Annotated in this window: 8 protein-coding genes; 4 read left to right on the top strand and 4 right to left on the bottom strand. The window is 66.4% G+C overall.

Annotated elements, in window-relative coordinates:
* The first annotated feature begins 26 nt into the window (after positions 1–26).
* Positions 27–3,032 (top strand): NAD-glutamate dehydrogenase domain-containing protein, encoded by a 3,006-nt coding sequence (locus tag DMR_RS09655; protein WP_015860724.1) that lies wholly within the window; start codon positions 27–29, stop codon positions 3,030–3,032.
* Here the strand turns inward: DMR_RS09655 and DMR_RS09660 are convergent.
* The 4 genes from DMR_RS09660 to DMR_RS09675 form a co-directional block, all read right to left on the bottom strand.
* Positions 3,029–3,766: a tetratricopeptide repeat protein gene (locus DMR_RS09660; protein ID WP_015860725.1), complete on the bottom strand. Its 738-nt coding sequence runs from the start codon at positions 3,764–3,766 to the stop codon at positions 3,029–3,031. The genes DMR_RS09655 and DMR_RS09660 overlap by 4 nt on opposite strands.
* Positions 3,767–3,782: 16 nt before the next feature.
* A complete protein-coding gene (locus DMR_RS09665; RefSeq protein ID WP_015860726.1) occupies positions 3,783–4,862 on the bottom strand; it encodes a tetratricopeptide repeat protein in 1,080 nt (359 codons plus the stop codon).
* Between the two features lie 490 nt (positions 4,863–5,352).
* Complete coding sequence (locus tag DMR_RS09670; protein WP_232502903.1) at positions 5,353–7,221, bottom strand: DUF2207 domain-containing protein; 1,869 nt, start codon at positions 7,219–7,221, stop codon at positions 5,353–5,355.
* Between the two features lie 131 nt (positions 7,222–7,352).
* Positions 7,353–7,925 (bottom strand): LemA family protein, encoded by a 573-nt coding sequence (locus DMR_RS09675; RefSeq protein WP_015860728.1) that lies wholly within the window; start codon positions 7,923–7,925, stop codon positions 7,353–7,355.
* Between the two features lie 164 nt (positions 7,926–8,089).
* Here DMR_RS09675 and DMR_RS09680 point away from each other — a divergent pair, with 164 nt between their 5' ends.
* The 3 genes from DMR_RS09680 to DMR_RS09690 all read left to right on the top strand — a co-directional run bounded on the left by DMR_RS09680 (position 8,090) and on the right by DMR_RS09690 (position 12,630).
* Positions 8,090–10,126 carry a two-component system sensor histidine kinase NtrB gene (locus tag DMR_RS09680; RefSeq protein WP_015860729.1) on the top strand — a complete coding sequence of 679 codons (2,037 nt, stop codon included), beginning with the start codon at positions 8,090–8,092 and terminating at the stop codon, positions 10,124–10,126.
* A gap of 189 nt (positions 10,127–10,315) precedes the next feature.
* Positions 10,316–12,307 (top strand): molybdopterin-dependent oxidoreductase, encoded by a 1,992-nt coding sequence (locus DMR_RS09685; protein ID WP_015860730.1) that lies wholly within the window; start codon positions 10,316–10,318, stop codon positions 12,305–12,307.
* A complete protein-coding gene (locus tag DMR_RS09690; protein ID WP_015860731.1) occupies positions 12,304–12,630 on the top strand; it encodes a hypothetical protein in 327 nt (108 codons plus the stop codon). Before DMR_RS09685 ends, DMR_RS09690 begins: the two co-directional genes overlap by 4 nt.
* Positions 12,631–12,659 lie beyond the last annotated feature (29 nt).

Raw genomic sequence — 12,659 nt, forward strand, 5'->3', positions numbered from 1 at the left:
AATCCCTCGCCAAGGAGCCGTCCGCCATGCCCGAGTCCAGCCTGCCCGACGCCGCCGTCCTCGCCCGAAGCGTCAACCGCGACCTACGCCGCCAGGTGAGCGAACTGGCTCCCTGGTTCGCGGCCAACATGCCGGCCTACTATTTCCGCACCCACGACGCCGCCGAACAGGCCCGCCACCTGCGCGCCGTCATCTCCGGCGAAGTGCTGACCGGCGGCCAATCGGCTACCCTCTGGGACGCCACCCGCACCCGGCTGACCCGCATCGCCCCGGCCAACGGTTCCTGCCTGCTCGACCATCTGGCCGAACGGGTTGACGACAATATTCGCACCTCGCGGCTCTACGCCTCCCTGGACGGCCGTTTGCGGCTGGACACCTTTCTGCTCGACCCCCAGCCGCCGGTGGCCCCCAAAAGCCCGGCCATGCGTCGGGCCGTGGCCGCCATGATGGCCGGCGGCCATCTCGATGCCCGGTTCCGCCAGGCTTTCACCGCCTTTCTCGGCGGCGCACCGGCGGATTACGTCGAGAAGTTCGACCCCCTGCGGGCCGCCCGCCACTTCGCCCTGGCCCGGGAACTCGACGGCCGCGACGGCGTGCGGGTGGAGCTGCATCTTTTGGCCGACGCTTCCGAGAGCCGGCTTGTCCTGGCCATGCGTGAGCCGCCCCGGTCCGGACTTTTGCTGCAAGTGGCCCAGGCCGTCATGTCCGAGGGCCTGTCCATCCTGCGCGGCTATTCCGACCGGTTTGTCCTGGCCGGCGGAGACCTGTCGGTTATTAGCCTCTACGTCGCCCGGGGAGGCCGGGCCCTTGACCCGGCCGACGCGGCCTGGAAACGGCTGCGGCTGCTTCTGCGCCGGGTCAAGTGGAGCGTGCCGGCCCAGGATCAGCCCCTGGCCGTCCTGGCTTCGCGGCACGGGTTTGCCCAGGAGGAAGTCGAGTTGCTCGGGGCCGGCTGCGAATGCGCTCGGCAATTCCTGCTGCCCCGAAACCGCTACGCCTTTTCCATGGACAACGTGCACGGCGTCCTTATCGCCCATCCGGCCCGGGCCAGGGCGCTGCTGGATGTGTTTGCCGCCCGGTTTGATCCGCAACTGCCCGTGCGGCATCGGGAAACCGACGATGGGCCGCTGGCCGGAGCCGTGCTGGACGGCCTCGACGACGATCTGGCCCGGCAGGTGTTTGCCGCCGTCATCGAACTGTGGCGGCATGTGCTGCGCACGAACTGTTATCTGGCCGACCGTTTCGGCCTGGCGTTCCGTCTCGACCCCGGCGTCATCGAGGCAATTGGCGGCGTGCCTCGACCGTCCGGGGAGCACCTGCCCCATGCGCTCTTTTTCGTTGCCGGCCCAAAAATGCGCGGCTTCCACGTGCGCTACCGCGAGATGGCCCGGGGCGGGGTGCGTCTGGTGCGGACCCGGACCTGGGCCCAGCTCGAACTGGAGTCCGGCCGGCTCTACGAAGAGGCCAAGCACTTGGCCGAGTCCCAGCAGCTCAAGAACAAGGATATCCCCGAAGGCGGGGCCAAGGCCGTGCTGCTCCTTGATCCCGGGGCCGATCCCACCCTGGCGCTCAAAAGCGCCGTGGACGGGCTGCTCGACCTGCTCGTGCCCGGGGACGAGGCCGATACCCTTCCCGGCGTGGTCGATTATCTGGGCCGGCCCGAGCTCGTTTATCTCGGCCCGGATGAGGGCATCACCCCGGACCATATCCGCTGGATCGTGCGCCGGGCCGCCAAACGCGGCTACGGCTGGCCCCGGGCGTTTATGAGTTCCAAGCCCGAGGGCGGCATCAACCACAAGCGTTACGGCGTCACCAGCCTTGGCGTGCTGGAATTCGCCGACGCCTTTTTGCGCGAGGCCGGCATTGACCCCGACCGCCAGGAATTCACGGTCAAGCTGACCGGCGGCCCGGCTGGGGACGTGGCCGGCAACGCCCTGATCCAGCTCTTTTCCCGCTATGGCGACCGGGCCAAGGTGTTGGCCATAAGCGACGGTCACGGCGCGGCCTACGATCCGGCCGGCCTGGACGCGGCCGAGCTGGCCCGGCTGGTGGCTGCCGAAACCTCCATCACCGGCTTTGACCCGGCCCGGCTGTCCGGCTCGCAAGCCTTTGTCCTGGCCGCCGACACGCCACAAGGGGCCAAGGCCCGGGCCAGCCTGCACAACACCGTCGTAGCCGACCTCTTCATCCCGGCCGGCGGCCGCCCGGACACCATCAACGACGCCAACTGGAGCGCCTTTTGCGACGAGGCCGGCCGTCCCTCGGCCCGGGTCGTCATCGAGGGGGCCAACCTCTTTTTGACCTCCGGCGCGCGCCGGGGACTGGAAGCGGCCGGGGTGCTCATCGCGCCTGGCCCCTCGGCCAACAAGGCCGGGGTCATCTGCTCATCCTACGAGATCCTGGCCGGCATGGCCATGACCGAGGAGGAACTGGCCGCCTGCCATGGCCGCTATGTCGAGGAAGTGCTGGTGATTCTTGGCCGCAAGGCCCGGAACGAGGCCGGGCTGCTGCTGCGCGAACGCCGCCGTCGCGGGGGCACGACGGGACTGGTGGGATTGAGCCGCGAGGCGTCTCTGGAGATCACGGCCCTTAAGGACGCTCTGAGCGAAGCCATGGCCCGGCAGGCCCCGACCGTGGCCGACATCGCCGCCGACCCGCTGCTGACAGAGCTTATTGCCGCCCACTGCCCGCCGCTGGTGGCGGCGCGCCACCTGGAGCGGCTTTTTGCCGTCGCCCCGGCGGCCTATCTCCATGCCGTGGCCGCGGCCCAGGCCGCCTCAACCATCGTCTATGCCGAAGGCTTGGGCTGGCTGTCTCGTCTGGCCGGCTTACGCGACCTCATGGCTATTGTCCGGGCCTATTTCGCGGCCGCCGGGGAGCTGGACCGACGTCTGGCCGCCCTGGGCCGAAGCCGGATGCCCGGACGAGACGAGCTGGCCGGCCTTTTGGCCCGGTCCGGGCGCAAGCTGCTGTGCGAACAGGCCCTGGGCCTGGATGGCCCGGCAGCGGGCGGGGAGAGTGAGGGACTCTAGATCTTGATGGGCGGCAGTTCGATGCGCGGCGGCGTGTCCCAGATGCGCTCAAGGAGCCTTTTGGCTTCGGCTAAGTCGGGATTGATGGCCAGGGCCTCCCGGGCGGTCTTCTCAGCCTCGGCCAGATTGTGCTGCTCGTAGTAGACCCGCGCGATGTTGAGCAGCAAATGATCATCGGCGGGGGAGAGTTCGCGGGCCCGGAAATAGTACTTGAGCGCCTCGTCGAAAAGGCCTTTTTTGCGCAGATTGATGCCGAACTCGTTGAACAGGTGCTTGTGGCGCGGCTCGAAGGCCTCTTCCATCCTCACCAAGCGGTCGAAGATGTAGGAGGCCTTCTCGGTCTTGTCCATGGACAGATAGACCAGCCCCAGGCCGAAGTTGGCCCGGATGTTGTCTTCGTCGATGCGCTTGATCTTGAGGTATTCCTGCTCGGCGCTGGCCGGCTTGTTGGACGCCCGGTAGTGGTCGCCCACGAGCAGGGGTTGGCTGAGCAGGCGATAGCTCAGGTCCGGCTCCAGGTGGTAGTCCTCGAAGAGCTTTTCCCGGGTGATGCGAAAAGGCGCGCCCTGACGCTTGAAGTCCATGTCCAGGCTCTGGACGTCGAAGGCGTTGTCCTCGATTTCCTTGACGAACCAATACGTCTCGGACTGGGCTGTCCGTTTGGTGACGCCAAAACCCACCGTAACGGCGGTTTTGAGCGAAAAGATGCCGTTGATCCGGTTTTCCTGGCTCATGTCGCGGCCCGGGCGCTCAGACGTCCATGGCCAGGGCGGCCTGGCCGGCGTCGGCTGCGGTCGTTTGCGGGGCTTGGGCGAGGCCGTCGTATTGTTTGGCGCGCAGCTTGGCCAGGAGTTTCGTGGCCTCGGGGAAAGGGTCGCGCAAGCTGGCCGCCTGTTCCAGATGGTAGATGGCCCGGTCGTAGTCCTTGGCGAAAATGCAGGCCTTGGCGATGTTGTAATGCAGGTTTTCGTCCTTGGGCGTCAGCGTCAGGGCCTGGGTGTAGGCGTGCAGGGCGCCGGGGTAGTCGCCGCGCTTTCGCAGGTCGATGCCCAGGGAATTGTAGGGGTTGACCGCGTCGGGATTGGCTTGCAGGATCTCGGCGAAGAGTTCCTTGAGCTCGGCCAGACGATCCTGGAGAGCGAGAATCTCGGCGGATTTATCGAGATAGGCCCGGTAGTTGGCGTCGTCGCCCTTGCCTTTGTAGGCGTGGGCCATGCCCTGGTACGCCTCGGCGTACATGGCGTTTAAGGCCAGGGCCTTGTTGAAGGCTACGATGGCCTTGCCGTATTTTTGACGGTGCAGGTAATCCATCCCCTTGTTGAACCAGACGGTGGACTCGTTTTCCTCTTCCACGATCTCGGAAAATTCCTGCAACGCCTCGTCAAAGCGGCCTTGCTGCACGAGTTCCTGGGCCGTTTGCAACTGCTCGACTTCAACTTCGTCGACGCTGGTGGTCTCCAGGGCCATTTGCAGATGCCGCTCCAGGGTGGTCATAGAATAGGGGCGGATGACGTAGCCGTTGCAGCCGGCGGCAATGGCCTTGACCACGTTTTGCAGCCCGCTTTCGGTGGTCACCATGATGACGGGCAAGAGCTTGGAACGGGTGGCCCGGCGCAGGGCGCGCAGGCAGCTAGCTCCGTCCATGCCCTTGACGGCGGCGTCGATGAGCACCACCTGGACGGCGTCTTCCTTGATGGGATCAAGCAGATCGTCGAGTTCGTCGGAGACGATGACGTTTTTGATGTTGAGATCAAGACAGCACTTCTTGTCTCGCGCGGCATGATGCAGGTTATTGGTGAGGATGGCGACGGAGATGTTCGGCGTTTCCATGCTTCGCTCGGTAGTCGGGATAAAGTGCGCCTGTCTTGCACGCGGTCCGGGCCGGGGAAAGATTGATGCCGAGCCTGGAGGCCAAGAAAGAGCGGGAATTGTCGTGCATTAGAAAGCTACCATGCGTCGGCGGCAAAACCAAGGGAAAAAGCGGAAGTTCGGCAGGGCCGATCAGACGCACGTTGCTGTGCCGCTGCAGAGGCGTTCCGCGCTATGATTTACACTGCAACAATGCCGTCCGCCATAAATGTTTATCTGCAATGGTCGGGTCTGTCTCGGGACTTCTGGAGCAGCCAGACGCCTTGCCTGCTCGCCGCGTCGATCCGGTGTTGTGTCCTCGGAAGAAGCGTCTGGGTGTTTCGTGGGTGATATCCATAACATATTGATTTTAATAAACAATGCCGACATTTCTAGGGACGCGGCAAGAGGTTGACGCACACCCGCAAGGTACGACCTTGCCTTCAAGCTGGCTGCCGGTTGCGCCGCCCGATTACCAACCGCCGCCTCCGCCTCCGCCGCCTCCGCCGCCAGAACTCCCGCCGCCGCCCGAGCCGGAAGACGATCCCGGGGCCGTGGATGAGGCACTGATGGCCGAGGAAAACCCCGAGCCGAGGTCACCAGCAAAACCGCCGAAGTCCCCGGAACTCCAACCGTGGCCGACGTACCAGACCGGCTGGTAGCCCTCGGCCGCTGCCAGCGCCAACACGTCGGCGAACTGGGCCGCCCAGTCGTTTTCCACGTCCAAGGCCAGGGCGTAGGGCAGGTAGCGTTCGAAAAGTTCGGGCGTGCGCTCCGGGGGAGTAAGCCTGTTGAGGCGTTCGCGCTCGCCCACGCGGAGATAGAGCCGAAAACCCTCCAGAGCGTCCATGACCCGCCGGCCTTCCCTGGTCGGGGCCTTGAGCAAGTGGCGAAAGATCGCGGCTTCCACGGCGATGGCGGCAAGGCAGCCGGCTGCCGGCCAGGAGACGGCGATGGAAAGGAAGGCCAGGGCGGCCAGCTCGCCAAGGACGAAGGGTAGGGCGAACAAACAGGCAAACGCCGCGCCGACGATGCTCAGAAAGCGCGGCCGGGCCTTGGCCTTGGCCAGGGCCTGCAGGGCGCGCATGGTCAGGGCGGCCACGCCGAAGCTCCATACGCCAAGCCATGCCAGGGTCATGCCGGCCATCTCCGGCTCGTCGGCATGGATGGCGACCAGGGCAAAGACCAGCAGGCAAAGCGCCACACCGACAAAGAAATACGCCCGGTTGATCTGGAAATGGCTGCCCTCGTACCGGTCCTTGAGGTCTTCGCGAAGAGCCTTTTGCGACGCCCGCACGGCTTGATAGTTATCCTGTTCCAGACGCACGGCCGGTGCGCCGCCAAGCAGGGCGTCGAGGAGGCCGGCCTGCCAGGAACCCTCGGGAAAGCGCTTCTTGCCGCGTCCGACAATGTAGGTTCCGTCGTCGTCCTCGATGACGGCCCCGCCGGCCACGGCCATTTCCACCACCCCGGCGGCGAAGGCCTTGTCGTCATAGCCCATGCGCCGCAGGTAGCGGGCGCCCGGGGCGCTGACGCCGTCTGGGGGCGAAAAAAGCGGAATAGTGATGCCCTTGGCCGGGTCGCGGCCGACAATGAGCCAGGCCACGACGAAAAAAACCGTCACCACCACCAGTCCGGCGGCGGCGAGGTGAAAGGCCCGGCTCGTCAGGATACGTTCGGTTGGCGTGGGCAGGGTGACGAAGCCCTTGGGGAAGCTCACGGCCACGGTCAGGCCCGAGCCTGGGGGCAACGGTTTGGTCGTTTGGCAATAAAACGTGCCCGGCCCGGTCTGGGCGGTGAAATCGCGGCCCTTGGCCCCGGCCGGCCCGGTGTAGGCGGCCCACTGTCCCGGCTGGGCCCCGGGCGGCAGGAAGACCGTGACTGATGCTTGGTCGATGGGCAGCCGCCAGCCGTTGCCGGTGACGTTCCAGTAGAGTTCATCGTAGTCCGCGAACTGCCCAATCTGACCGTCGGTTGCGTAGGTCAGCTCATAGGTGTGTTCGCCCGGGTCGAGGAGCTTCCCCTTTTTGCCCATGTAGACCTTGACGCCGTTGCCGGCCGTCTCGGTATGGTAGTCTTCGCCACGTCCGTCTCGGCGCACACTCAGAACTTTGAAGCCCGTCGTCACGGTCTTGCCGTCGGGCATGTCGTAGCGGGTGGGGAATTCGCGCACGATGCCCTGGCGGATGGACTGGCCGGCGGCCATGACGCGCAGGGTCTCGACCACGGTGAGATCGCCTGTGACGGCGATGGTCACCCGGCTGTCAAAGGACAGGAGGCGCTCGGACTGGGCTGCGGCCGGGCCGGCCAGGACAAGCAGCAAGGCCAGAGCCGCCAGCATGGCGCTGTGGGAGTAGAACGCGCGGAGTATGCGCGTAACAGCTTTTTGTCCAAAGACTTTTCGGTTTGCCGCCAAGCGCCTTTCTCCAGGGCGCGACGCAAGAACGCCGCCGGGCCGCAAGGCCGCTCGTTTCACGAGCCGGCTCCGGCGTCGAAGCTCACACGCGGCATGGCGCGGTCGGCCGGATCTTCGATCTCGAAATAGGGCAGGGGGCCAAAGCCCATGGACGAGGCCAGCAGGTTGGCCGGAAACGTCTGGGACCGGTTGTTCTGCTCCCGGGCCGCGCCGTTGTAGTAGCGCCGGGCGAGCTGTATGTCCGACTCGATGGCGGCCAGTTCCTGTTGCAGGGAGGCGAAATTCTCGCTGGCCCGCAGTTGGGGATAGCCTTCGGCCACGGCAAAAAAACGGGTCAGGGCCTGGGTCAGTTCGCCTTCCAGGCGATAACGGGCGGCTTCATCGGCAGTGTTCTGGATTTTCGTGCGCAGGCCGGTCACGGATTCCAGTACGCCGCGTTCATGACCCATGTAGCCTTTGACGGCTTCCACCAGATTGGGGATGAGGTCCGCCCGGCGTTTGAGTTGAACATCAACGCCGCTGCGGGCTTCCTCGGCCAGGTTGCGGCCCCGGATCAGGCCGTTGTAGAGGGCGATGCCGTAGAGGCCGATAAGCAGGGCGACGCCGAGGACGACGGACAGTGCGATCATGGCGGAACTCCTTTGTCGGGAAACGGCCCATGAGCCGATACTGCAAGGTCATACGGAAACCGGCCGGCCAAGGCAATGGCTTGTTGCGGCCAAGCCTTCCCATGCCGCCTTGCCGGTGCTAGACGGGACGGGCGACGGGCCAAGAACAAGGAGCGAGAACCATCATGGGCGTAATAGGCATTTGGGAAGAAGGCGATGGCCGGCAGGGCGTTGATGGGAGCCTTGGCGCGCTGCTGTCAGCCCTGGGCCACGACGCTCGCGGCCTTGTCGCCGGACTGCCTTTGGCTGCCGAGCTTGAAGGTTTGGTGGCCCAGGCCGGGTTGCTCGCGGCTCACGGCGAGGCGGTCGCCGCCCGAAAGGCTGCTTCGGGCGAGGCCGGGTTTCCGGTGCTGGCCGTGCTGCCGGCCGGAGCCGATGATGCGGCCGTTGCCGCCGCTTTTGGTGTCGCCGACGAGGTGATCCGGGAGCCGGTTGGGCCGGCAGAGTTGGCCGGACGCCTGGGCAAGCTTCTGGAGTTTTACCGCCAAGAGGCCGACTGCTGCGCCTTGGCGCTGTGCCGGGCGCGCCAGGAAGCAGCCCTGGCCGAGGCCACCGCCGATCTTTCCCGCCGGGTAAGCGCCCTGGACTGCCTGTCCAAGGTCCATGCCGTGATCCAGCGGTTCGGCCAGCCCCGAAACCGCCTCTTCAAGGACGTCATCGCCTTGCTGCCCCCGGCCATGCGCCGCCCCGAAGCGGCTCACGCCCGTCTGCTGGTCGATGGGACCGTTTACGAGACGCCCGGCTTTCGCTCCTGTGCCCAAAGCCTGCGCATTCCACTGGCTGGCTCGGCCCAGCCCGAGGCTGCTTTGGAAATGCATTACGAAGCGCCCGATCCAAAACAGCCGGACATTGTTTTTCACGAGGACGAGGCCGAGTTGGCCTTGCTCGTGGCCCAGCGCCTGGGGCGTACCCTCAGCCGGCTTGGGGCCGAGGCGGCCCTGGCCCGGGAGCGCGAATTTTCCGCCCTGCTCATGGACGCTCTGCCCGGGGGAGTGCTGCGCTTCAATCGCCATGGGGCCATCGTGTTCAGCAATCCCCGGGCTGCGGCCATCCTGGAGTTGCAACAGCGTGCCCTGGCGGGAAACATGTTCGATGACGCCGGGTTCGGCGCGGCCAATGCCGAAGGCCGTCCCCTGGCCCGGGCAGATCATCCCTTTGCCCGGGTGCTGGCCACGGGCAAGCCGGTTTACGACATGGCCCTGTCCGTGGCCCGTCCGGGCGGGGGGCGGCGATTCTTGTCGGTGAGCGCCGCGCCGCTTTTCGCCCCGGATGGTGGCATCGACGAAGTCGTGGTCAACATGGTCGACGTCAGCGGCCAAAAGGCCCAGGAGCGCCAGCTTGCCCATGCCCTCAAGCTCGAATCCCTGGGCCAGCTGGCCGCCGGCATCGCCCATGAGATCAACACCCCGGTGCAGTATGTGCTGGGCAATCTGGAATTTCTGGCCAACGCTTTCGGCCGCCTCATCGAGACCTTGGACGGCTTGGCCGCCGCCGCCCTGGACACCGAGGGCGACCTGTGCCTGACCGAGGAGCTGGCCCGGATGCTGGCCGACGAGGAGCTGCGGTTCCTGCTTGAGGAATCCCCGTCCGCCATCCGCGAATCCCGGGAAGGCCTGGACCGGGTGACCGGCATTGTTTCGTCCATGAAACGTTTTTCCCATCCCGGCAGCGAGCTGCCCATGGCCGTGGACGTGGGGCAGGCCATGGCCGACACCCTGGCCGTGTCGCGCGGGGCCTGGAAGTTCGCCGCCGACGTGCGCCTGGACATCGACGCGGGGTTGCCGCCGGTGCTGTTCGTGCCCGGCGATCTGCACCAGGTGCTGCTCAACATCATCGTCAACGCCGCCCAGGCCATTGAGGAGCAGCACGCCGGAACGGGCGGCAAGGGACATATCGACATCCGGGCCGTGCAAAACGGCCCCGTGGTGGAGCTGGCCGTGGCCGATGACGGTCCGGGCATGTCCGAGGAAGTGCGCCAGCGCGTCTTCGATCCCTTTTTTACCACCAAGCCCGTGGGCAAGGGCACGGGACAGGGCTTGGCCCTGGTCCACGGCATCCTCCAGCGCCACAAGGCCCGGGTGGAGGTGCTGTCCGCCCCGGGCCAGGGCACGAGCTTCGTCCTGAGCCTGCCCGTGGCCAATCTGCCGGAGATCGGCCGCTAGACACGCCCGGCCTCCGCTTTCGACGGGCCTTTGCCCCGGCGGCGCTGCGGCGAGCCGTCCGTTGTTTCGTACCAGAACCAGTCTTCGGGTCCGGGCACGGCCTTGTGTCGGGGTTGCCGACGATCACGGCCGGGGATAAAGTCGAGTCTTTGCCGCATCATTTCGACTTGCCCGACGCCAGGAGGACGCATGGCCCTCGACCCCGCTTTTTCCGCCGCCCCGGGCGCCCAGGGCGTGACCACGCCCGTGGTCGCCACCTGCACCCGCGACTGCCCCAGCGCCTGCGGCTTGCTCGCCTATGTCCGGGAAGGCCGGGTGGTCAAACTGACCGGCAACCCCGCCCATCCCGTCAACAGGGGCACGGCCTGCCGCAAGACGCCGGGTTTCCTGCGGCGCATGACCAGCGACAAACGCGTGACCACGCCGCTGCGGCGCGTGGCCGGCCAGTGGACGCCGGTGTCCTGGGACGACGCCCTGGACGAGATGGCCGAGCGCCTCAAGGATTGCGTTGCCCGCCATGGCCCGGAGTCGATCCTCTACTACATGGGCTTTGGCGAACGCACGGCGCTCAAAATCGTCAATGCCCGGTTTTTCGCCCACCTGGGTGGGGTGACCACCCTTCGCGGCACACTGTGCGGCGGCACGGGCTACGCCGCCCAGGGCCTGGACTACGGCCCCCGCGTTTCCCACGATCCCCTGGACCTTCAAAACGCCCGCACCATCGTCTTGTGGGGCAGAAACCCCGTCGCCACCCAGTTCGGGCTCATGCCGCATCTGCGCGCCGCCCGGGAGCGCGGGGCCAGCATCGTGCTGATTGATCCGCGCCAAAGCGAATCCGCCGCCCTGGCCGATTTGCTCGTGCAGCCAAGGCCCGGCCGCGACGCGTTCCTGGCCCTGGCCGTGGCCAAACGCATCATCGAGGCCGGTTGGGAGGATCGAACCTTTCTCGAAACCCGGGCCGACAATCTGGCCGGCTACTTGGCCTTGCTGGCCCGGTGGAGCATGGACGAGCTGGTCGCCGCCTGCGACGTGCCCCTGGCCGTGGTCGCCGCCCTGGCCGAGGCCTACGCCCAGGGCAAACCCACGGCCACCATGCTCGGTTGGGGGCTGCACCGCTTCACGCTCGGCCACGAGATGGTGCGCGCCGTGGACGCCCTTGGCGCGGTCTCGGGCAACATCGGCCTGGCCGGCGGCGGCGTGTCCCAGGGCTTCGAGGAGTGGGGGCCTTACGACCCGGAGCTGTGGGGCGAGGGCCTGCATCCGCCCCGGCGTAAGCTGCTCATGCCGCAAATCGGCCGGGAGATTCTCGAAGCCAAGGACCCGCCGGTGGAAATGGCCGTCATCACCGCCGCCAATCCGGTCTGCATGGCCCCGAATGCCGATCTCGTGGCCAAGGCCCTGGACTGCGTCCCCTTCGTGGTCCACATGAATCTTTTCCTCGACGACACGGCCGAACACGCCGACCTCTTCTTGCCCTGCGCCGCCTTTTACGAGCAGCGCGATCTGGTGGCGAGTTTTGGCCACAACTACGTCGGGCCGCTGGTGCGCGCCGTCGATCCGCCCGGGCAGTGCCGCAGCCAGTTCGACATCTTCATGGACCTTGGCCGGCGATTTCCCTTTGCCGGGGAGTACATCAAAACCGAGGAGGAGTGGCTGCGGCTGCTCATCCGGCCGCTTTTGGAAAAAGGCGTGGCCTGGGACGACCTCTGGAAGGGGCCGGTGCGCATCCCGGACGCGCCCATGGTCCCCTGGGCCGACGGCAAGTTCGACACGCCGACCGGGCGTTTCCAACTGCTCACGGAGGTGACGGCCTGCGAGGATTGCCGCGACGCCGCCCGCTATCCCTTCACGCTGCTCACCGTCGGCCCGGTGGGGCATCTGTGTTCCGAGCGCGAGCCGGGCTATGACTCGGGGCCGCTGGAAATCGCCATGGCCTCCGAAGCGGCCACGCGGCTGGGCATCGCCGACGGTTCGCCGGCCAAGCTCGTCAGTCCCCTTGGCGAGTTGGTCGTGACCGTGCGCCACGACGAGACGTCACGGGCTGATGTCGTGTCCTGCGGCCGAGGCGGCTGGCTGTCCCACGGCCAGGGTGTCAACCGTCTCATCCCGGACCTGGTCAGCGCGGTGGGGCAGGGCACGCCGTATTACGAGGCCCGTGTGGACGTGGAGCGGCTGTCGTGATCTCGCGCGAATGGAAATGCACCCTGCCGCGTCGCCACCGCGACGGCTTCATGGAGCACTTGTATGCCACGGGCGTGGCCGAGACCTCGGCGCTGCCGGGGTATCGCGGCTATCAAATCTTGGAGCGCGAGCTTCCCGGCGATGTGGCCGAGGTGACGCTTGTCACGTACTGGGGATCGCTGGAGGATATTAAGGCCTTCGCCGGCGAGGACATAGGGGTGGCGGTGCTGTATCCCGGCGACGAAGTATATGAACTCGTGCCGGAGACGGTGGTGAGGCATTATGGGGTGGTTGGGGCGGCGTGGCCGACGGGTAAGGAGTAGATGTTGCTGGCGTTGGTTTGTGTGTCGTG

It is taken from the genome of Solidesulfovibrio magneticus RS-1 (assembly GCF_000010665.1).
Classification (GTDB): Bacteria; Desulfobacterota; Desulfovibrionia; order Desulfovibrionales; family Desulfovibrionaceae; genus Solidesulfovibrio; species Solidesulfovibrio magneticus.

Excerpts from the sequence above, each read along its gene's own strand:
- DMR_RS09655 (WP_015860724.1), top strand. The coding sequence starts at position 27 with ATGCCCGAGTCCAGCCTGCCCGACGCCGCCGTCCTCGCCCGAAGCGTC.
- DMR_RS09660 (WP_015860725.1), bottom strand. The coding sequence starts at position 3,766 with ATGAGCCAGGAAAACCGGATCAACGGCATCTTTTCGCTCAAAACCGCC.
- DMR_RS09665 (WP_015860726.1), bottom strand. The coding sequence starts at position 4,862 with ATGGAAACGCCGAACATCTCCGTCGCCATCCTCACCAATAACCTGCAT.
- DMR_RS09670 (WP_232502903.1), bottom strand. The coding sequence starts at position 7,221 with ATGCTGGCGGCTCTGGCCTTGCTGCTTGTCCTGGCCGGCCCGGCCGCA.
- DMR_RS09675 (WP_015860728.1), bottom strand. The coding sequence starts at position 7,925 with ATGATCGCACTGTCCGTCGTCCTCGGCGTCGCCCTGCTTATCGGCCTC.
- DMR_RS09680 (WP_015860729.1), top strand. The coding sequence starts at position 8,090 with ATGGGCGTAATAGGCATTTGGGAAGAAGGCGATGGCCGGCAGGGCGTT.
- DMR_RS09685 (WP_015860730.1), top strand. The coding sequence starts at position 10,316 with ATGGCCCTCGACCCCGCTTTTTCCGCCGCCCCGGGCGCCCAGGGCGTG.